Annotated in this window: 21 protein-coding genes and 2 tRNA genes; 5 read left to right on the top strand and 18 right to left on the bottom strand. The window is 32.1% G+C overall.

Annotated elements, in window-relative coordinates; translation table 11 throughout:
- The first annotated feature begins 16 nt into the window (after nucleotides 1-16).
- The 3 genes from Q1A60_RS18325 (at nucleotide 17) to def (ending at nucleotide 2611) form a co-directional block, all read left to right on the top strand.
- On the top strand, nucleotides 17-1336 hold the full coding sequence (locus tag Q1A60_RS18325; RefSeq protein WP_299767917.1) for a carboxypeptidase-like regulatory domain-containing protein: 1320 nt from the start codon (nucleotides 17-19) through the stop codon (nucleotides 1334-1336).
- A gap of 106 nt (nucleotides 1337-1442) precedes the next feature.
- Nucleotides 1443-2078, top strand: coding sequence for a VOC family protein (locus Q1A60_RS18320; RefSeq protein WP_299767920.1), 636 nt, complete (start codon nucleotides 1443-1445; stop codon nucleotides 2076-2078).
- A gap of 11 nt (nucleotides 2079-2089) precedes the next feature.
- Nucleotides 2090-2611 carry a peptide deformylase gene (gene def / locus Q1A60_RS18315; protein ID WP_299767923.1) on the top strand — a complete coding sequence of 174 codons (522 nt, stop codon included), beginning with the start codon at nucleotides 2090-2092 and terminating at the stop codon, nucleotides 2609-2611.
- Nucleotides 2612-2620: 9 nt separating this feature from the next.
- Here the strand turns inward: def and Q1A60_RS18310 are convergent, their stop codons facing one another.
- From Q1A60_RS18310 to Q1A60_RS18295, 4 genes are read right to left on the bottom strand one after another with little or no spacing between them, the layout of a single operon-like run.
- Nucleotides 2621-3295, bottom strand: a complete 675-nt coding sequence (locus tag Q1A60_RS18310; RefSeq protein WP_299767926.1) for a response regulator transcription factor — start codon at nucleotides 3293-3295, stop codon at nucleotides 2621-2623.
- Between the two features lie 2 nt (nucleotides 3296-3297).
- Nucleotides 3298-4068: a histidine kinase gene (locus Q1A60_RS18305; protein WP_299767929.1), complete on the bottom strand. Its 771-nt coding sequence runs from the start codon at nucleotides 4066-4068 to the stop codon at nucleotides 3298-3300.
- Nucleotides 4035-4679 (bottom strand): hypothetical protein, encoded by a 645-nt coding sequence (locus Q1A60_RS18300; protein ID WP_299767932.1) that lies wholly within the window; start codon nucleotides 4677-4679, stop codon nucleotides 4035-4037. The genes Q1A60_RS18305 and Q1A60_RS18300 overlap by 34 nt, the downstream gene beginning before the upstream one ends.
- A 33-nt stretch (nucleotides 4680-4712) precedes the next feature.
- Nucleotides 4713-5414, bottom strand: coding sequence for a hypothetical protein (locus Q1A60_RS18295; RefSeq protein WP_299767936.1), 702 nt, complete (start codon nucleotides 5412-5414; stop codon nucleotides 4713-4715).
- Nucleotides 5415-5671: 257 nt separating this feature from the next.
- On the opposite strand from Q1A60_RS18295, the gene Q1A60_RS18290 reads away from it, so the two are divergent.
- On the top strand, nucleotides 5672-6052 hold the full coding sequence (locus Q1A60_RS18290; RefSeq protein WP_299767941.1) for a hypothetical protein: 381 nt from the start codon (nucleotides 5672-5674) through the stop codon (nucleotides 6050-6052).
- A gap of 124 nt (nucleotides 6053-6176) precedes the next feature.
- Complete coding sequence (locus Q1A60_RS18285; protein ID WP_299767944.1) at nucleotides 6177-7280, top strand: hypothetical protein; 1104 nt, start codon at nucleotides 6177-6179, stop codon at nucleotides 7278-7280.
- A 557-nt stretch (nucleotides 7281-7837) separates the two neighbouring features.
- On the opposite strand, the gene Q1A60_RS18280 is transcribed toward Q1A60_RS18285, so the two are convergent.
- The 14 genes from Q1A60_RS18280 to Q1A60_RS18215 all read right to left on the bottom strand — a co-directional run bounded on the left by Q1A60_RS18280 (nucleotide 7838) and on the right by Q1A60_RS18215 (nucleotide 22248).
- On the bottom strand, nucleotides 7838-8260 hold the full coding sequence (locus tag Q1A60_RS18280) for a hypothetical protein (protein ID WP_299767947.1): 423 nt from the start codon (nucleotides 8258-8260) through the stop codon (nucleotides 7838-7840).
- A complete protein-coding gene (locus Q1A60_RS18275; protein WP_299767950.1) occupies nucleotides 8257-9468 on the bottom strand; it encodes a DUF2586 domain-containing protein in 1212 nt (403 codons plus the stop codon). Before Q1A60_RS18275 ends, Q1A60_RS18280 begins: the two co-directional genes overlap by 4 nt.
- Before the next feature lie 249 nt (nucleotides 9469-9717).
- On the bottom strand, nucleotides 9718-9894 hold the full coding sequence (locus Q1A60_RS18270; protein WP_299767953.1) for a hypothetical protein: 177 nt from the start codon (nucleotides 9892-9894) through the stop codon (nucleotides 9718-9720).
- Nucleotides 9895-9915: 21 nt separating this feature from the next.
- A complete protein-coding gene (locus Q1A60_RS18265) occupies nucleotides 9916-10521 on the bottom strand; it encodes a hypothetical protein (RefSeq protein ID WP_299767956.1) in 606 nt (201 codons plus the stop codon).
- A 611-nt stretch (nucleotides 10522-11132) separates the two neighbouring features.
- The gene (locus Q1A60_RS18260) at nucleotides 11133-11543 is read right to left on the bottom strand and encodes a TIGR02594 family protein (protein WP_299767959.1); all 411 of its coding nucleotides are present in this window, start codon (nucleotides 11541-11543) and stop codon (nucleotides 11133-11135) included.
- A gap of 229 nt (nucleotides 11544-11772) precedes the next feature.
- Nucleotides 11773-14715 carry a hypothetical protein gene (locus tag Q1A60_RS18255; protein WP_299767962.1) on the bottom strand — a complete coding sequence of 981 codons (2943 nt, stop codon included), beginning with the start codon at nucleotides 14713-14715 and terminating at the stop codon, nucleotides 11773-11775.
- Nucleotides 14716-14746: 31 nt separating this feature from the next.
- Nucleotides 14747-15181, bottom strand: a complete 435-nt coding sequence (locus Q1A60_RS18250) for a phage holin family protein (RefSeq protein WP_299767965.1) — start codon at nucleotides 15179-15181, stop codon at nucleotides 14747-14749.
- Nucleotides 15182-15225: 44 nt separating this feature from the next.
- Nucleotides 15226-15693 (bottom strand): hypothetical protein, encoded by a 468-nt coding sequence (locus Q1A60_RS18245; RefSeq protein WP_299767968.1) that lies wholly within the window; start codon nucleotides 15691-15693, stop codon nucleotides 15226-15228.
- Nucleotides 15694-15823: 130 nt separating this feature from the next.
- A complete protein-coding gene (locus Q1A60_RS18240) occupies nucleotides 15824-16705 on the bottom strand; it encodes a hypothetical protein (RefSeq protein WP_299767970.1) in 882 nt (293 codons plus the stop codon).
- 2 nt (nucleotides 16706-16707) lie between these two features.
- Complete coding sequence (locus Q1A60_RS18235; protein ID WP_299767973.1) at nucleotides 16708-18045, bottom strand: hypothetical protein; 1338 nt, start codon at nucleotides 18043-18045, stop codon at nucleotides 16708-16710.
- 720 nt (nucleotides 18046-18765) lie between these two features.
- Complete coding sequence (locus Q1A60_RS18230; RefSeq protein WP_299767976.1) at nucleotides 18766-18909, bottom strand: hypothetical protein; 144 nt, start codon at nucleotides 18907-18909, stop codon at nucleotides 18766-18768.
- Nucleotides 18910-18915: 6 nt separating this feature from the next.
- Nucleotides 18916-20832 (bottom strand): hypothetical protein, encoded by a 1917-nt coding sequence (locus Q1A60_RS18225; protein WP_299767979.1) that lies wholly within the window; start codon nucleotides 20830-20832, stop codon nucleotides 18916-18918.
- A 1224-nt stretch (nucleotides 20833-22056) separates the two neighbouring features.
- Nucleotides 22057-22131 (bottom strand) — tRNA-Val (locus Q1A60_RS18220).
- A 43-nt stretch (nucleotides 22132-22174) separates the two neighbouring features.
- A tRNA-Val gene (locus Q1A60_RS18215) sits at nucleotides 22175-22248 on the bottom strand.

Genomic DNA, 22248 nt, shown 5'->3' with positions numbered 1-22248 from the left:
TTTAAAAGACACAACTATGAAAATTTCTTATTTATTACCAGAAAAAATAGGAAAATTAATGTCAACCATCTTCTTATTAATTTTCCTCGGCACGTACGCCACAAACTTAAATGCACAATCCGAAAACACCATTATAGAAATAAATGGTCAGGTTGTAAACATTACTACAGGAGAACCTATTATTGCAGCATCTATTCAGGAAGTTAACAGTAATACCAGTACCATCACCAATACTGAAGGAGCATTTTTATTAAAGATTAACAATGCAGAAACTATTGTTTTAAAGATTGATGCTCTTGGTTTTAAACCAAAAACTATCAATGTAAGTAAAGATAATGTAAAAGACCTTCGTCTCACATTACAAACCTCATCTATAGAGCTTACAGAAGTAAGCATTACTGCATATAAGAATGCACGTGATCTTGTAGATAAAGTGTTTGAAAACAAACGTTCTAACTATTTAGAAGACAAAACATTAATGACATCGTTTTATAGAGAAACTATCAAGAAGAGAAATAAAAACGCTTCATTGGCAGAAGCTGTATTAAATATCTATAAGCAACCCTATGGAGATTCTAGAGAAGATGTTATTAAATTAATAAAATCACGAAAAAATACAGACTATTCCAAACTTGATACTATTGCTTTAAAACTACAAGGAGGACCGTTTAGCACATTATATATTGACTTGATGAAATATCCAGAATATGTATTCACTTCATATACCATGGAAGGATATGACTTTGAGTTTGGCCCAACATCAGAAATTAATGGAGCACCAGTATACACTGTTAACTTTAAACAAAAAGACAATGTAATAGACCCTCTTTACAACGGGAAGCTATATATAAACACAAATTCACTCGCATTAGTGAAAGCAACATTTAATTTAAATCTTTCCAATCAAAGCGAAGTCGTTAAATTATTGGTAAAAAGAAAGCCGGATAATGTACGTATCAAAGCAAAAAATATAGAATACACTGTAGATTATCGAGAAAAGAACGGAAAGTGGTATTATGGGTATAGTAAGGCAAATATGACTTTTGAAGTCAAAAAACGCAGGAGATTATTTAAATCTATATATTCATTAACATGCGAAATGGCTGTTACAGATTGGGAGCTTTTTGACAATACTCAAGACTGGACTTCAAAAAATACCTTAAGCTCTTCTATTATTATGTCTGATGAAGCTTCAGGATTTTCTGATCCAACTTTTTGGGGAGAGTACAATGTCATAGAACCTGAAAAATCAATAGAAACGGCAATTCGAAAAATACAAAGACGCTTGCAAAAAGAAGAAGGGAAAACAGAAGCTTCTGTAGGTAAAAAACCCTAAATAACACTTTTCATGTAAGTATACATATTAAAAGAGACTCTCTAAAAAGAAAATTCATCATATGTAATGATATCTTTTTAGAGCGTCTCTTTTAGTATAACCACCTATGAACACAAATCGAACTATAGATCATATCGTATACGCAGTTTCAGATCTTGATCTTGCACGTAAAGAATTTGAAAAGAAATTAGGCGTTACTCCTATATTTGGAGGACATCATACCACTGAAGGCACAAAAAATGCACTTATCAATCTACAAGATGGGATGTATTTAGAACTTATTGCAATAGACCACAATACTAAAAATAGCATCCAAAATAGATGGATGGGTGTAGATGTTTTAACCAAAAATCAAATTACACGATTAGCTTTAAAATCAAAAAATCTTGCAAAAGACAGTCGTATTTTAAAAAAATACCATCCCGCTATGGGATTACAAAAACAAGGCTCTCGCCACACAGCAAGTGGCCTAGTATTACAATGGGAATTACTCATGCCTCTACCCACACCAGAAGTAGAGCTTATCCCCTTTATGTTAGATTGGTCAAAAAGTAATACACATCCACATGATATATTGCCTAATATGGGTTGTAAATTAGTAGAAATACGCGCAACACACCCTACTCCAGAAAAAGTACAACCCTTTTTAAAAGAAATAGGTTATCATTTTCATATAGAAAAAGGAGAACAAATAACGCTTCAAGCCGTTCTAGAAACCCCAAATGGAATTATACATATATAACAATAAACAACATGGCACTACTTGATGTATTAAAAATGGGAAATCCGCTGTTACGTAAAACAGCTATTCATGTAGATGAGATAAGAACAAATGAGTTTCAGCAAACTATTGATGACCTTATCGATACCATGCGTTTTCAAAATGGAGCAGGTATCGCAGCACCACAAGTAGGCATTTTAAAGCGAGTATTCACCATGGAAATGGAAGAAAACCCTCGGTATCCTAATAAAACCCCTTTCCCTTTATACGTTGCTATCAATCCTGAAATAGAAATCCTAGATGATACTCTTATAAATAGTTGGGAAGGATGTTTATCCATACCTAATATTCGAGGCCAACTTAAACGTTACAAGCGTGTTTTATTAAAAGCCACAGATCGCAATGGAAATCATTACGAAGAAAAACTAGACGGTTTTGCAGCTATTGTTGCCCAGCACGAACTTGACCATCTTAATGGGACACTTCTTATATATAGAATGGAATCCATGGAAACTCTTAGTTTTCAAGAGGAATATGAGAAATACTGGCTATAGCATGTACTTCTATGCCATTTGAACCAATTCATGTTTAAACGCATATACAACGAGTCCTGCTATATTTCTAACCCCTAATTTACTCACCAGGTTTTTCCTGTGCCCTTCTACCGTTCTCGCGCTTAAAAAAAGTAACTCTGCAATCTCATTATTTGTATGTTCCTTACATATAAGTTCTAAAACTTGTGATTCTCTAGGACTAATAGCTACTGGAATGTCTAAATCTCCTGAGTTCCTCCCTTTATAACGAATAACTTTTTGTAATAGAGAATTTATTTTATCATTAAAATAATAATCATTTTCAAGAACCAAATTTATGCTTTCTATTACATCATCTGGATGCGCATTTTTAAACAAGTAGCCATGAGCACCAAGCTCTATCATACGAATAATATGCCTCGCACTATCATGCATACTTAATACAACAACCTTAATAGATGGAAAATTATTAATTAACACTGTCGCTGTATCAAAACCATCCATCTCTGGCATCCTAATATCTAACAAGACAATATCTGGCAAATGTAAAGAAGTTTCTATTTTGTCTAATAATACCTTTCCATTACTTGCTTCTAGAATGACTTCAAATTGTGAATACCCTTGCAAAATTTTCACAATACCCGCTCTAAACAATTCATGATCATCCGCTATCGCAATTTTTATACTATCTTCTTCTATACTCATACTTATAATTTTAAAGTCAAATATGCTTCCATTCCTCGAGTCTCTACACTTTTTATATCCAATATTGCATCGAGTATTCTTGAACGATTCATCATATTTCTCATACCACTTCCTTTACTACTAGCATCATATATAAATCCGCTCCCATTATCTTGATAACTTAAGGTAAACACTCCCATATTATATAAAACTGACAAGCTTATTTGGGATGCTTTTGCATGTTTAATTGTATTACTTAATAATTCTTTACAAATTCTATAGATAGCTAATTCTTTCGAGAAATCTAAACGTTCTTCTTTCCCTTTACATTCAAAAAGAACAACCAATTGTCCACTCTCTTGTATCTGATAACACAAATCACTTAGCGTTGCTATTAACCCATAAGTTTCTAACGCATTAGGAGTAATATCATAAGAGATTTCCCGCACACTATCTAACAACTCATTCAATTGTTGTCTGACACCTTCGACTTTTATAGAAACTTTCTCTTTAATTGGAGATTGAAAATGGTTTTCTAATCCTGAAATTGATAATAAAATTGTAGAAATCCCACCTCCTATTTCATCATGTAAATCAGCAGCAAACCGTTTACGCTCTTCCTCCTGAATTGCTACAGCTGTTAGAATTAAACCTTGTTGATGGACTAATTGCTCCTCTATAATTTTACGTTTATAGATTAATACAAATAATATAATAGCAATGGCAAGAGCAAACATTCCTGTCATACCTACAATGAGTATTAATGAGAAATCTTCTGACTGGAGACTATCCATACACCTACTGTAATTAATATATAATGAACGATAAGAAAAATACCATGAAGTCCCCATACTTCTCGTATTTTATAACTACTTAGATTAAGCAATAAATTACTAAACCCAAATAATAAAAAAGCACTTGAAAAATAAACAAGTACTGCTGCATTTATCCAAAAAGAAGCATTATACTCCAATCGAGAGACTCTTTTCTCTCTAAACATTTTAACATAATAAGCTATAGAATAAAAAATTAGCAACACACTCTCTAGAGATCTACTATTAGTATTAAAAGTTTCTAATGCTTCCCAAAAAATACTATTGATTATAGCGAAAGCAACATATCCAATCCCAATCCAAAAAATCATACGTTTCATAAACGTACTTTCAAAAAGCAAATAAAAAATAGCAGCCCAACCACAAAACTCTATGACAGTATAATAATGTAATAAATAAAGGTTATTCTCCTTAATACTCCATAAATACCTAGCCACAGTAGATGTCAAAGCAGAGAGAATCAACAGTCCTAAAAGTAATTTTTGTATCCGTCCTAAATGTCTAAAACGCCAACACGCTATGCCTATAGGTACAACAATTACTACTTGAGCTATTTTAATAATCCAATCCAAAAAACAATATTTAAAAAATATTAAAAACTCACACTACACATCGTGATATAAAGGACTCAACATATCACATATATTTGATCCTCTATCATCTTTACTACAAAGAGAGATTTCATTTATCTGGTACACGTCTTTTTTTACATCATATCCATTAATATCGACACCAACCATAATAGCAAGAACTCTATTACTTGTATTTAATCCAAAGTAAATACGTACTCTAGATGCATTTGTATCTCTCATAGCACTATATAGTTGATCTATGTCAAACAAAAAAGACTTGATGTCATATTCCTTTTGCCAAGCTAATGTCCAGATAAATGAATCTCTCATAGAAATTTCTTGAAGTTGTTCTCTACAATTCGAAAACGTTTCTTCTAAATTTAACACATCACAATGCGAAGTCTCTTCTCTATTGGCATGATATAATTCACTTGTCGTATCACAAGTAGAAGGACACGGCATGGGGAAATTATACACTTTACTATTTTGAGCATCCCCTATAAGATCTCTTTTGGAAGAAACTCCAACAGCAACCATATCAACTTGTGCCCCTTCTTTAAGTGCCATATAAAATCGTATACCATCACCACCTGACTCACTTTGAATACAATCTAATTCATTGCGATGAAATAAAAATGCACTTAGAGGATATATACGTTGCCAGCGTTCTGTATACAGCTGTGACTCTTGTGAAGACACTACACGCCATTTATTATTAAATCCAATCACTTTCATAAAAAATTATAATAGAGCAACAATATTAAAAGAATCTCTTCTCAAATCTATAGGTATATACACCTATTTATACGTATAAATCTGCAAAATACACTACGTATTTTCCCGTGGTAAAATTCAACAAGTTTTACTCTTTCATAAAAAACAAACTTCCACCAACTTTGTTACCAGCTAATTATCTCTTTCTAAGTTTCTGGATCCATAGCGTTTAAAGAAGAATAATTACATCAACCATTATTAATTTAAAACTTTACACTATGAGTAAGCATTCAATAAAAATCAATTCTATTTACTGCACACACACCTCTGAAAGCAATATTACAGATGGAGACGAAGTATACTTAGTCTGTCAAGCAGATGGAGGAATACCCATTCGAATTCCATACGGAATCAATGAGGCACATAATATGGAAAAAGGCGACACTTGGAATCTCACCAATAATGACGGGGACTCACTCATTCTCAATTTTGAATACGAAGTTCTTGTTACTCTTTGGGATCATGATTTAAATGACGACCCTAACTTAGCTACGTATTTACAAAGTCATGATTTTCAACCAGGATCTGGTTCGGGATCTATACGTCTCAAAAATTATAATGATGCAGATTACACGATTAATTACAGTTATATAGATTAACTCAGATTATGCATTAGAAAATCTATTACATCTTTTGAACTACTTCAAAGTCTCATAACGAATCCTTAATACATAATCTGGACTTAATCATTCTTCTTTAAATTTAATTATAAAAAACATTCATATGAATACGATATTAAAAACACAAATTTCGGCATATACAGAAAAATATCAATCTTTAGGAACCACAGCCGTTACAAAACCTAAGCAAACGTTAACCATATCTGACACAAAACAAAAAGTACTTAAACAAGCGCAACAATGCTGGGAAAATTATAGTACATCTACTCATGGTGCCGCACAATTAAAAGCAGTAACAACTACAGACTTACCTACCACACAAGCAATGGTAGCCAACCTTATCAATAGCCCTGAATTTGCAGACTTAAAAGCAACACTAGACACTTTAAACATTCCTGCAAGCAGTTTTTCTATAGGATTAAATATAGAAGTAGAGTTTATCATTGGTTTTGCAGCAACTATAGGAGTAGCTATTGGTATTGGAGATTCTAAAGGAGTAGCTACCTCTGAGTTTCTAAGCGTAGGAATTACTGAAGGTATAGACGAAGGTGGTTTAGTAGGTGTACAATTTGGCATTTGGGATAATGCTCCTTCAGACTTAGGAGGATATGCCTGGAGTACAGAAGTTGATCTTGGCTTTGGAGCAGAAATATCTACAGCAGTTTCATATAGTGTATCTGGTGGCATTTTAGGAGCAACATTAACTATAGGTGGAGGTGAAGAAGATGGGATTATGGAAGAAGAAAGTTATACATTTATCATTGGCTCCCAAGAAGGAAATAGCGATGGATATTTAAGACCTGCATATCAACCACAAAAAAACAATTTACTTATCGTTACTAGTCTTAAATGTAAACATCCTTCAAATGATGGAGCAGGAAACGAAAACGAAGTTTACTTTACATTCCAAGCAGATAGCGAAACAATGTATTACTATCCTACCTATGATTATTACTCTATGAAAGAAGGAGATACCTGGTCCTGTGGTCGCTCTATTTGGTTTAATGAATCAATAAACATAAAGATATATGATGATGACGGTCTTCATAGTGATAATGATCTCATGGGCAATTATGTTATTAATCTTTCTAATCTAGTCCTAGGAGAAACAAAAACCTTTAATAGTACAAAAGATTATTCTCATGGTCTTGACAATATAGAATATACCATCAACGTAAAACTTGTCGCACAAAACGCGCAAAATTAATTAAAGTCAAAATTCGGTCACTTATAAACAAAAGTGACCGAATTTATTTATTGAGGTATTCCATCTTATAAAGGGCGCTCCCTTTATCCTGAAACACATTCAGAATAAAAGTCGGGCTATTCATTATATCTTTTTTGAGCATAAATGCCACTCAAAAAAGGATGCCATTCCTATCCCTAACGCAACAGAAATAAAAGCATACACTCATTTTATTATAATTTGAAATAAACTACCTCGGAGCCAGTCCACTAGGTATTTACACGAAACTGAATTTTAATTTCGAGGCAAGCCTCGGAGTATTAAACCTTTTGGCGGTGCCAATAAAAAATAAAAGACTGCTTCAAGATGTGTGGCAAGAAAATCTTAAAAGCAGCCTTTAATAAGTGGTACTATACATATGTGAAAGTCCATCTAGACACTACAAACGTCTCATCTTATTGTTTGTTTTGCCCGTTTAGGGTCTTGTGGAGAATCACATATAAAAAGTAAAAAACTACCTGTATGATGCTCGTATAAAACATCGGTCTTATACACTAATTAGGCATTCAAATTACTCCCTAGTCCCACTCAATATGTGAACAAATAAGGTCTATAGCCACCTCATTTTTTTTATTTTCTTGATTGACCAGCAATGAATTGGTAGTAAACTCACAATTACGTACTACCTGAGTAACAATATCATCGTCATTCAAATAACTAACAATAATATCAAAAGCTGGAATATTTTGTAATTCTTCATCTTCAGAAAGCACTTGAAGAATCACATTTATACTATCTCGATTCAGTGTCATTGAGGCCTTTGCCTCATAAGCATTGCTTTTTGAAAACACTGGAAATCCATCTATTTCATAATGACTTTCTTCTCCTATAGAATCGCTATATCGAACAGAAGTAATTCCTGTAATAATTTGATCTAGCACAAACACTTCTATACTAGACCAGTCATATTGTTGGCCGTTTATGAATGGTGATTTACTCATGATTGTAGCATTTTATTAGTAACTAGCTCTAATTCTTTTAGTCTAAAAGGATTTTTGAAGTTCACATCTACAACTATTTTACGAGCCGTTCCTATAGGTGTTATTTCAACTTTAAGTTGCAATTTCGAATTCGCAAGAATATGTTGAGATGGATCTATAAAAATGTCAAAAGTTGAAATCTCTCTACTTGAAACCATATGTCGTAATGCCTTTCTACATAATCCTTCCAATCCTTTTATTATAGACAATGCCAATATCCCCTTTGTATTCACTAAAATTGAAGCATTTAATTTTGGCAATAACGCTTTGTGTACTAAACGTACAGCTTTATGTATTGTCCTATTATTTTCTATATAAGCAACATCAGAAATCCCTGATGTTGCCGTATGGCTATCATTAAAATACAATCCTGGCAAGCCTATATGTTTTCTTGCAAATACATACCTTCTTTGGTTTAAAACTTCAAGTTCTTCCTTTGATGTTATTTCTGCTCCACCTATAAATCCTGGATTTAAAAACCCTTTCCCTAAAAGATTGAATTGTTCTGCCCATACAATATTTTCAGACACTTTTGCATAAGAAACAGCTCCTAAAGCCATTCCTACTGCTGCTGTGTTTGAATATATTAACGTAGCATCTGCATCCATAGCAATAACAACAGACACATTACTAGCATTACAATCAGCAAGGTCATCTAATTCAAGGACTCCTTTTGAATACACCTCAGCAAATCCTTTTCCTTCTATTAATACCTCAAAAGGCATATGATCTGCATAGGCTTTATCTGCTTGCAATTGTGCTTCTTGTATCGCACATTTTGTATCATCAAAAGTGGCTTCACCTGAAAATATTAAAGCCATTTGGCGTATCTCTCCTCTAGCTAATTCTTGCATTTTTTTTGCATTACGCGCGACCCCTTCAAAAGAAGTCTCATCAGTAACCATTATATACAAATCACCTACTGGATTCAATCTAAAATATTGCTTGATTTGATAATATGCAGACTGTTCATGACTATCATATGCTTCTGTAATTCCTAATTTTTCAGCATCTTCCGATGATGCTAAACGAAAAATAGTATGGTATTTTAAGCCTTCTGGAGTTATGCTACCATTAAAGAGTAGTCCAGATATCATATCATGATTTGGGTTTCTATTACTTAAAATATCAGAAGCGTCTTCTACAACTATGTCTTTTAATACACTCATATTCAAATCGTATTACATTATTTTATTCTAATTTGTGCATACGAGATCTGCATGAAGAAGTATATATCCTCATAAGTCTTAGTATTCAAAAATTAAAGTGGGATGCTTCTTAAGAAGGAAAGAAGCGTTTAAAATTATGATCGATCATTGTATTTAGATAGTAATCTGCGCCTAGTTTTATCACACATACAATGAAAATTAAGTAGTAAATACTGGTACATTTAAAAACCAGTAATTACATCACATACATTAAGAAGCTTTAAGCTGCGTACCTTCATTAATTATTGTATAAATTGTACGCTCAGTTACAAATAATTTTTCAGAAAGTTCACTCACGATTACCTTCATTTGTTTCTCTTGATTCTCCTGTATATATTCTAATACAAAAGCTCTTCTTTTTTCTAATAACTTATTACTGCGTCTCATAGTTTATTATAATTTATTTTATTAATTATTATTAAATGATGTGTTTATAATTTCATACATCTCTTGATCTTCTAAAGAAATAAACGGACCCGAAAAGTGTTCTACACGAGTATGATTTTGATTTTCTACTGGAATCTTATGAATCAAACTATAGAAATTTTTATCATTGTTTTCTACAAGTGTGGTAGTATACGTTAACTCCCATACAAAGTGATTTACATTATTGTCACTATCTTGCATATGATTAGGACATTGCTTTTCTTCTACTTTAAAAGTTAACATCTCACTACTACTTTCATCTACCCCTCTTAATCTTTTATTACTCGAAAGGATCGCTTTATCAACACTTTTAGAAAAATCAAATACACATTCATGTTGTTTTAAATTTGCCTTATTATCTTCTATTGGCAATACGATAAAGAGAGAAAAAGAAACCTCAGCAATATGGTTTTCTTCTGAAGAAGTTTTCCAGTTTACAGCATTGTACTTAAACAATACTGTAGGTGTTTTTACTGAATTCTTAAAAGCTGTCTTGGTATAAAGTGCTATTGTAGGCATGAAACCGCTATAACTCATCTCGGTTTCAATACGTTCCTTTTTGTCTAAATAAAACTTCTTTAAAATCATTTGTTTGCTTCTATGATTCAAATATACAACATATGTTTGTTTTAAGCAATGATTTTTATTTAAAAATATTACAAAATACAAATTTTAACATATTTTACTAAATTCAAAAACCTCTTGAAGAGTAAAAATACTTATTTTAAAAACATGAAAAACAAATACTTAACATAAAAATACTATATTTAAAACAAGTATTAAACATATTACATATATCAAATAAGTCAAGTTATTTTATTAATTATATTACAAAACGATATTTAACCAAAATAAGAAAGCTTGCAAATAAACAACAGGAAAGACTTCATCTTCGGAGATTTTCTTTTAAATACACTGTAGCAATACATTACAGAATACATAATAGCTATAAGATCCATAGTTAATTATATTAATAGTATTTTAATCTTAATAAGATGCTTGGGTTTCTTTTTGGGATATAGAATTACAATTTTCTATTAATTGTTCTAAGCTATCCAACTTATGTTTAATACGAATATCTTCTTTATTTTGAGTATTTCTTTTGTAATCCGTTTGACATTGTTCATTCAAAAGAAGAAACAACAATACACATCCTATAAACACATATTCCATTTTAAACCTAAGCATCTTCTTTATCTTTAAATAATTACTCGATATCCTAAAAGTTGAGAAGCAGGATAACTAGAGATGTTTACTTGATTATTTTGATTTCCACCTAATACAAATATTTCATCATCTACTTGATTTATATAAAATCCCACATGACCTTTTCTACTTTTTTTATCTTCTCTCCAGAAAACAACAACATCTCCTAATTGAGGGCTTGTAGTTTCCATACCTAAATCCAGCCAACTTCTTGCATCTAATTTTCCAGTATATGGAGCATCACTCATTTTAAACACCCAATTAACAAAAGCAGAACACCAGGCTGTTTCTTCTTTTAGTTGTTTGCCTTTATATCCTAGTTCTTTAAAATATTTAATTACCTCTGGATTATTTTTAGTCCCTATTTTTTCTTGTATGCCATACTGACTAAAGGCATATTTCATATGTTTTATCATTCTTTATATTATTGTAGATTGTATCTATTGATATACTCCATCTTATTTTATGTAGTACTTTATTATTCGTTAATTTTGACTGAGTACGCTTTCGCGAAAGCATACCATTCCCTACTACAGTAAGATGGAATCTCACTGATATAATTTTCATTATTAAAAAATTATAATTCCCTAGCTATTTATTGAAGTTCTCTCTAGGCAATACTGTTCTTATATATTAATAGGAGTTTAGATTTGTCGTGTTAATAGTAACATTAGCTCCTAATCCTCCATTTGAAAGTATTGTTCCAATTTTAGTAACATTAATACCTGTGCCTGTATCTTTAAATATATTCTCACCAGGCACATCAAATATGAATTCAGAGTTTTTAATAATGATCTCTTTATTCGTATTGTCACTATTAGGATTGTGTCTTATAAAATCATCAACTGCCTCTATCCTAGAATCGTATATCTTTATTTTCGCATTAAGTTTTGTACCTGCATATATCGCATAATTCCCTGCTGCCCTAGAACCTATTTTACCATAAAAAGAAAAAATATTTAGGGTATCAAAGCTAGGATCAAAGATGATGATATCTCCTGTATTTCCTGGCTTTGAATGCCCTGTCAAGTCAACATTACCTCTTAAGTTGATCCTTGCAGTTTCTCTAACCACTTTACTGTCATCATATAATCCATGCCAATCTATAGCTCCTCCTCTCATTTTCTTAAATGAAAGTAGTCTTGCAGTAGGAATAGGTGTCCCAAATATTCCCATTGTTCCAGACACAGATAATGTTTCTATATTATAGAACCCTGTATCTGCTGAATCTGTTAAATATTGACGTCTTGAAAATGCAAAAACATTACAAGTCACCTGATAATGTTTAAAACATCCTCTAACTCTATCTCCACCGCTATCTCCAAATATCATTTCATTTGCATATGCTGTGCTATTACCATTTACAGATGAATCAAAAAGAAAATTATTTGTATCAAAAGAATTACTATTCATAATAATTCTATCTGCGACGATATGACAATTTGAAAAATTGAACGTTATAGGATTTTCACTTCCTGTATTAATATGTCTAAATTCTGAAAGTGGTGCATAATAATACCAAGTTCCTCCTGACAATCTTCCTGTTATATTACTAAAGTCTATTGTTATAGCTCTATCAGAATAAAAATAGGTATTTGACGTTGGTGGAGAATCCAAAACAATACTATTTAGAAAATAATAGGTACTAACTCCTGATAATGCTTTTGCCTTTGCTGCCGAAAATGTTTTGAACGGCTTACTACTATTAAACAATTGTGCTGTAGTATCATCTCCATTAACGCTATCTATATATATCGTGTAAGGCGATAATGAAGAGAATTGTACTCTTTTATTAATTGGATCAAAAGAAGCTCCTTCAAATTCTATAAATTCATCTGCAGTAAACTGTACATTTCCACTTTCATCTCTTACTTCTATTCCTTCAAAACTAGTAGATACTGTATCTTCTTTAAAGTCTTGAATTAAAGTGTCATTTGCATTATTAGAAAGACTTGTAGCATTGGTGCTAAATCCACCAACATCTATTGTAATACCTGAACCTGTTGAATTAATTAAATGGGTAGGGTTCTTTTGACGTACCGTCGTATTATCAATTCTAACAGCGCCAATATTTGACTTTGTCATTAAATATGTATCGGTTACTATACTACAATTTCTATAATTTAAGTCACCATCATCTACGGTAAGAACGCCTGTAGAATTAGCGACAACAAGGTTTATAAAATCAATAGCCCCATTTGTAGAATTTCCTGTAAAATTAAGTAGCTTCACATGACCTGTAAATGTCACTTGTGTTACTGTTTGAGCTAATAAAACTGTGGCTTCTGGTGTATTTAAAAACTCAACAACAATAGGTGAGTTTGAATAATGAAATCTCAAATTTCCTGAGACGTTTTCAAAAGCTATTTTTCCAGATCGTACAATTCTAATTAAGCCTACATCCCCTGTGATAAGTAGGTTTGTTGACACTTCAAACCCTAAACTATCAATTGGCGCTAATAAAGCTGCATTTGCTGTATATCCTGTAGCGTCTATATAATCAAAACGTAATCGTCTTGTTATAGAAGCCCCCATAGCAACTCTCATAATCAAACGATTAATATTCTCTACGTAATATCTCTGTCCAAAATATCTAGCAGTACCTCCTGGTGAGGTAATGTTAATTTCATGCACATTAAAATAGCAAAGAAGATCTTCCATACTTAAAGAAGAAAAACCGGTTGTTTTATTATCTAAAATTCGTCCATTTGGAATATTAAAGTACCAACGTATAGTACGAGTGCCATTAGTTGTAAAGAATAAAGTTCCTGAATTAGTGTTATTTGTAAAACTTATATTAACTGCTAAATTAGATCGGAATTCAACATTCAAATAAGGTACTGTTTCGTTTATTTGATGCGTAGCTTGATTCACTAAAATGATCACTAGATATTCTCCATCTAATTGAACATTCTTATCATAATTAGCAAATACCCCATCAATTGTTTTATACGGTTTTGAGGGATTATTAATTCCTCCTGTTGTATCATCTCCTACAACACTATGCACATAATAATAAGTAGTAACATCATCAATAAATTTGATTCTATTCGTAGTAGGATCAAAAGAAACACCTTCTAACTCTACATATTCATCTGCCGTAAACTGCACAATTCCTTTTTCATCTCTAATCTCTAATCCACTTAAAGCTGCCGTTGTAACATCAGTAGTTCCAATTTTAGTATCTAATGTTTCTTGAAGGCTTTCAACTTCATTAATTTGATGAAAATCTGGATGTACATAATTTTCTAATTGTTCTACCTTAGCTTTTAATGAAGATGTAAAGTCTTCTGTAGAAAGTTGTTTCCCTGCTACTTTATCTACTTTTCCGTAAAGGCTATTCTGAAGTTCTTCTAAAAAATTACTAGGAAGTCCACTAGAGGATTGCGTAATTACTTGTTCTGTACCATCAGAGAGCGTAAAAACAAAATCTCCATTTTTATCTTTAGAAATATCTTTAATTGCCGACCCATCGTCTTTATGCAAAAAGCTATCGATAAGATCTTCGAACTCTCCTTCTGTTGGCCTATCTCCTTTTTCAAAATAAGATTTAAGTATTTCTATACTTTTTTTCATAGTTTATTTTTTGTGTAGTAATACTTTACTATTACATTCTGTTATTTTTTTCGTCTATGGTATCTAAAAATCTCTTAAAGAGCTTTATCAATGAGCACCTTACAGTCTTCAATAGTTTGGTTAATGCATCAAAGTTTTTCACTTCATTTTTTGTTCTAATAGCAATCACATTACTAAAAATGGAGATCCCATCACTCACAATAAGTAAATCCATAACAAGTGTTACAAACCATTTAAAATCGTAATTAAGTCCTTTCCCCATAAGTGTTAAAGACATAGGGATAAGCAAAACGGCTATTTTTGATACAAGTCCGAGTATTAATTTTTTAAAAGAAAAATCTTTCTCTAAAACAAAGACTTTGACGACTCCTAAAAATGTATCTATCAGGATAAGACAGAATAATACTTTTAACAACTCTACATCTATATCTATATATACAAAGAAGGAATAAATCAGAATCTTCAATTCATTCGGGCATTCTAATATTTTTTCGTACATCTGGCTATCAATTATTTATCTTCAACAATAGATTTTCTTGCATGATCAAAATCGAAGACACTTAAAAGATTTGAGAATCTCTTTCCAAATGAGGTTAATGTTTCATCTCTTTCATTTTCTCCTAGGTTATCACTGATAGTTTCTTGAGTAACACCAAATCTATGTGCAGATGTATCGGTTATAAAGTTGTCGTTTAAAAGTTCTCCAACTACAATATTTCCAGCTATATCTATATTAAGACTTACTTTTCGCAAATAACTTTTAAACGATTTCCACTTTACTATTCTGTACAAAAATCCAAGAGGATATATTCCTACAGCACTAATAATAGCAAAGAAGAAAAGGATCCATTCTCCATAGTACTTTTTTGAGATTAGTAAAAAAGGGGTTAATCCCAAACTTACAGGGATCATAAAACTTACAGTAACAACGAGCCATAGCAATGCCATTGTTGTAAATAAAACTTTTACAGTTTTCATAACATTTTTTTAAGGGTTAAATCTGATTTGGGGAGTTTGAATGTCTTTATCTCACACTACAATTCAGTAAGTTCTTCAAGTAGAAACTTGCATATAGTGTAGTGTAATTCTAAAGCGAAAATGCGTTTTTCTAACTCACATTTCCTTTTAGCTTCTCTACAAAGTAATATCGTATGGTATTACCCTGCATATCATTCAATTCAAGCGCATCTATATATGATTGAAATATTGTGGCTTCTTGCTCTGTCTTTCCAGATCCAATTAATTGTTCTTTTGTAGGCACAAAAGTGTTCAACCAAGGCAATGAAGACTCTGTCTCTATGAGTCCATAAAGATCTGTTGTAGCGTATGACTTATACTCTGTAAAATCTGTAGAAAATTCTCTAGAAAGTTTCCTTAATTCATCATATGCTTTCTTTTTTGCTGTTGAATTTTCATCGTCTACCAAAACTCCAAGAATCACTAAAATAGCACCTACTTTTTCTGACAATACACGAGTAATATTTGTTCTTCTTTTAAGACCTACTTCTAGAATTTGCCTATTCGTTTCGTACATCTTAAGTCTTACTTTCGTGTTTTCTTCGCTAGTATCTAATACTCCATTTTCAAAATAGTATTGCCATTTCTTTTCGCGAGAATACATTCCGCGTTCTGCTGGATGAAATTCAAGATCTGTATTTCTGTATTCGTATTTTTCAGAAACCATAACCACAGGTCTCATTTCTTCTCCATCTTTATAATGATAAATAGTTTCTTTTACCAAACCATCATTTGTCAATGTAACATCTTCAATAAGCCGAACTCCTGATTGTAGTTCCGTTACATAGTTTACCGCGGTGATCTCCTTATCATGTTGAGAAGGTACTACCAATGCTTTTAGAAGATGTTTGGGGTCTGGATTTTCATATACTGCTACTTCTTCCCAAGTCAATCCTAAATGTCCATTTTCTGGCTGAAAATCTAATTGTGCTCTTACGCTATTATTTGTGTCTTTTCCTATCCAAATACTCATGATTATATAATTTTAAATTGCACATCTGCTCTTAGCTCCCACCAATTACGCATTCCTCGTGGTCTAAAATTGACTGCACTACTAGGAGACACATAAATAATAAAACCAACTTCTTCTGTAGGCAATTGTACAATATCTACAGCTCCTCCATCACCTACACCTAGTGCGCTTTGCCATTGACTAGAATCTCTACCATTAGCTTCTCCTATACGTATTTTTTCACTAGTAATACTATTTAAAGCGACATCTACATATTCGTTTGCACCACTAAAATCTCCTCTAAACTCAATATTATTTAACTCTAATTGATGTCCTGGTTTTAAGACCCCATAAGAAGAGAGGTCTACAAAAAATTCTTGATCAGCTGTATTATTGGAAGATCCTCCTAGAAAAACATTGGTTACATTAAAGTAAATAGGCTCTATCTCATGATATCCTTTTACGCCTTCTCCATTGGTTCCGTAATAACGACTTGGCCCTGGAGTTTGCTGATCTCCTTGTAATTCTAGATTTCCAGAGACATCTGTAATAGATTTTGCAAAAGCAGCTTTATCTCTTTTTATCGTATCTAAATCTTGCGCCGTTCCTGTGTATCCTCCTTTATCTAATTTGGTATCCTGCAAAAGAGCTGTCGTTGCTTCTAGTGTAGCTATATTAGCTCTTAAGCCCGTTAAGTCTTCTTCCAAACTAGATAGATCAACATCTATTGTAGAGCCATTTACAAGCTCTAATGTTAATATTTTGGTAGCATCATCAAAGGTTGTATTCCCAACAAAAAGATCTGTTGCAATTGCTTTAACATCTACAGTACCATCAGCTTGAACAACTAAATTACGGAGTCCTGATCCAGAAAAACTTGAAATCTTTAAACCATTAATAAGCTCTACAATCTCACTGAATACTTTTTGCCCTTCAATAGTTTCATTAGCTGTTGCAGAAACTTTATCATCTAGAGATGGTTGTAAGTTTTCAATCTCATCTATACGATGCGTCGGTGGGTGAACATAATTTTCTAGTCTTTCTAATTTTAACTTTAGGGTACTAGTAAAATCTTCTGAAGACAATTGTCTTCCAACATCATTAGACACTTTAGAATTAAGCTCATTTTGGAGCCCTTTAATAGCACTAATTGGAATTTCTTCTGGAGTTTGTTTAATTACTTCTGTCGTTCCGTCAGAAAAATCAAACACAAGATTCCCAGTTGCATCTAAATTTACATTTTTAATAGCGACTCCTTCATCTTTATGCAGGAAGCTATCAATAAGGTCTTCAAAATCTTTCTCAGTAGGCTTATCACCTCTTTGAAATAAAGATTTTAAAGTTGTTATACTTGCTTTCATTTAATCATCATTTTATTTTTTAACATAATCTCCCCTTGTACACATCTATAAAATGCATATTATCAGTATTTTAATATATTTTTCAAAACATATAACAGCCTATTTAGTGCTTAAAAGCACTTTAGAAGCTAAGAAGCTTTCTACAACTGTTATAAAACCTTTTTGACAAGAATCAAATTGGCTATAGTCACTATTATTATCCTTTAGTGTATACTATATTTTTATTTATACAATCAAAATCTCATTTTTCATATAGCGTATTAATGTACTCTGTAACAAACTTTATTCCTGTAGGCACAACCAAGAATAGTATTGTTTTCTCACTTTAACACTCTTTATTCTTTTATTTATTTACAGTGTAAAAATACTGTAAGAATTAGATAAAAAATAAGGTTTATGCTCTGTATATCTGTAGTTTCAGCACAATACGCATGAGCACGTATGTTTCTTAAATAACAAAAAAATTACCGCAAATACCATTCAATTATTAAGTCCTAATTAATTAAAAAGAACGAACAACAATCCTATTATGATGTATACTAAGTAAACTATAAAACGCTGACGATTTATTTAAAAAATAAACCTTCAGCGTTTTGAAAAGCACATCAATGTTATAATAAAATGAAATTGCTTTCTGTCATTTTGTATTGATTTTACTTTTATACGCTTTCGCGAAAGCGTATATATTACTCATAAAATAGTATACTCAATATGACTCGACTACTTGTTGTCTTTTTCCTTAATAGATAACGTTAAAAATTCCTCAAGCATAGGCACTCCTAATACTTGAATTGCACATCCGTCTGGACAACTATGAATAGCTGTCTTAATCTCTTGTAATCTTGTTATTTCTTCTGGTGTCATATTCTTTTATTTTGCTCTTGTAAGTATTTCTGTAGATAACGATCTTCCTCCTGTATCTGTCACATTTGCTTTTCTATACACTAATACGCCCTCTTCACTTGTAAAAATATATTTACCAAATAGGTTAGGCATATCTTCATATAAGAATCCGAAACGTCCTTTAGGTGGGTTTAGATCTGAAGTATCTATACTTATATTATTTGTATAAAAATCTCCTGCATGTTTAAAGGCGGTTAAAAACATGATGCTATCTGAGTATTTAATGTACTGTCCTCGACTATAACCAAATAGACATTTATTAGTTTGCGTATTACTAAATGACAATCTATCTACACGTTTCCCGCCTATTATTGTATTTCTGATACGACAGTTTTCATCAAATGAGACGCTTAAACTTGTTACTCCAAAAGGAGTGGCATTTGCTAGCATTCCTCCTATTGTCAAATACTGTATATCGCCACTATTATTAATCACGCAATTACTTAACAGAGTTAAGTAAAATACTGAACCTTTATTAGATAATTGAGAAACTGCATCAATTGCAACTACATTAAACAAAGCACCGTCAGATGTTACCAAACCACCTACCATAAAAGTAGAATCAGTGATACTATTAGAAACTGTAAAATCAATTTTGGGATTTACAGAAAATTGTCCATCATTATTTCTTACTACTGTATTGTTTAAGTTTTTTACTACAAAACGCTCCACTGTATCTATAGGATTACCCTTATCATCTAAAGGGAAAATAAAAAAATCTTTTCCATTTGCTACAGTAACAGCATTTACATCAAGCTTATACACATTATCTGCAACAGTTTCCATTCGCTGACCATATACTATTGATGAGCCGTTAGTAATTCCTGTCTCAAACTCGTTAGCAATAGTTCCAGTTACTGTAAAATCTTGATAAAAATTTTGATTTTCAACTCTAGGTAAGATATACCTATGTGCTTCTGTCGTATTTATATTGGATAAAGAAAATGCATGGTTACTTCCCACATCATATAATGAGCTGTTCACTGGATTTTTAAGAATATAATTTATCCAATCTTCATTAGAAAGTTTATAACGTCTGTAACGTTGAACACGCCAATCTTTATTGACATCTATAAGTCTATTTGCAGAGATTCTTCTTTTAATGATTCCGTTACGCTTACCAATAACCACATCATCTTCATTTTTAATATCTACATCTGTAAAATCGTATTCCAGTAATTCTCCAGGGAACGTAACACTCTCTGCTTGTAATGAAAATGTATTTCCAGAGATAGCGGTTACTAATATTTTCTCTGTAGGCACTGCCCTATTCTCGTTGGCAGTCATTTCCATATAGGGAGTACCATCATGTACTTCTGTATTAATAACCCCATTAGGCTTCATCATTATTTTAAGATTAGCATCTAAAACAACGGCATCTTCATCTATAGTATCAAAACGTTTTATAGAAAAACTAAATACTGCTCCAGGTACATTTTGTAAACCATTTGTGAATTTCATGAAAAAAGCAGAAAACAAACTAGTAACTTCTGCCGTATCGCCTACTTTGATATCTCCTGCATAGTCATCAGGCAAGCTTACAACTTCAATAGGAGTACCATTACTAATCTCTGTGAGTGGTGGATCAAAAAAAGCAAAACCAGAAATTGTACCTGAGCTAGATGCAGTTCTATTTATATTAGTAGTATTTGTCCCTTCAATATAATAACGTGTTTGATAATCAGAAATCGTATACTTTTTCCCTACTATCAACGCATTGTTTTCTATTAATGTATTTAAATCTGAATAACTGTATTCTGTAGTAGATTCTCCTGCTAAATCCTCATCAAGAACCATACTATCAATAAGATCTATAAACTCTAACTCAGTAGGTCTATCTCCAGTTTCGAAATATGTTTTTAAAGTACTTCTAGTTTGTTTCATTCGTATCTATGTTTAGTATTTTATTTTATAAATCAAGCTTAGCACTCGTCTAAAAGACCAGTACGTATTATAATGCCTTATAATAATTATGTGGGATTTAAATTGAGATACTCTGTATTACTTTTTATAGAGCTATCCTATTTTTAAAAGAATGTAAAAGTAGTATAGATCACACGTCCTACAATAACACAATGATTTGAATATCAATAGTTTCACTAAAATTCTAACTAAAGAACAATTAACAAACGCGTATTTTTTCAACCTTCCAGCGGACACCGAAGGAGTAGTATTATTGGCAGAAGTGGTAAAGAGATACCAATAACGCCTCCTTCGGCCGGGACAGTATTTTGTGAAGCTATAAAAAAATCACTCTTTTATTTAGATTCTTATATATACAATAAAGGTATCAATGTGTCTCAATAACCGCATAAACATTCTTTTTCAACATCAATAATCTCGTATCATTTTCTGTCAATATCATGACAACACCTGGATACAAAAATACAATCTAAGAGTAGTATTTATACATTTTAACCTCCATAAAATCAGTAGTTTCAGCAAACCAACAGTTCTACTGAAACTATTGAAAACGCGATGCCTTTAGTTATTTTTTACGCTACTACTTATCTAATTTTATCATCATAAAGAAACATAATTAATGATAGCTATATAGCACTACCTAATATGGTACTGACAAGAAGAAATAACAGTTACTCACTTGAAATAATTTAGAATAAGAACTATGAATAGCTATATAAAGATTCAGAAGAAAATCTCAATACTAACAAATAAAAGAGAACTATAACTTGGGGTGAGTTAGTAAGGCCAGGAAGTTTCGATACTACTTCAATCATCGATAAGCATTTTTATTGTGTGTACGCTTTAAGTGATCATATTCTACAACATCACTTAACGACCTGGTCTTATAACTCGATTACCATAAAAATACATAATCTAATAAAAACGTTCTTCAATCTAAGAAGAACGTTTTTTATGTATATCGTAAGAGACTCTAATAGTATTTTAAATGTGTGAAAATATAAGGTTCGGAATCTGTAAGGTTCTTTATATGCTTTCGCGAAATGATATGCTGAACCTGTCGAAGTAGTATATAAAAAATATAACATTAACCTTCATTGAAATTTTAAGCCTGACCACATGTAATTTTAGTGTATGAAGTAAAAAAAGAGCATAAAAAAAGGCTTTCATTTCTGAAAGCCTTTGTGGGCGCGAAGGGATTCGAACCCCTGACCCCTTGGGTGTAAACCAAGTGCTCTGAACCAACTGAGCTACGCGCCCTATTTTTACAAGTCGAACTTCTTGTGCATTGGAGAAAGTATTGTGGGCGCGAAGGGATTCGAACCCCTGACCCCTTGGGTGTAAACCAAGTGCTCTGAACCAACTGAGCTACGCGCC

The organism is uncultured Dokdonia sp. (assembly GCF_947492535.1).
Taxonomy (GTDB): Bacteria; Bacteroidota; Bacteroidia; order Flavobacteriales; family Flavobacteriaceae; genus Dokdonia.
This window is presented reverse-complemented; position numbering and strand designations above follow the sequence as displayed.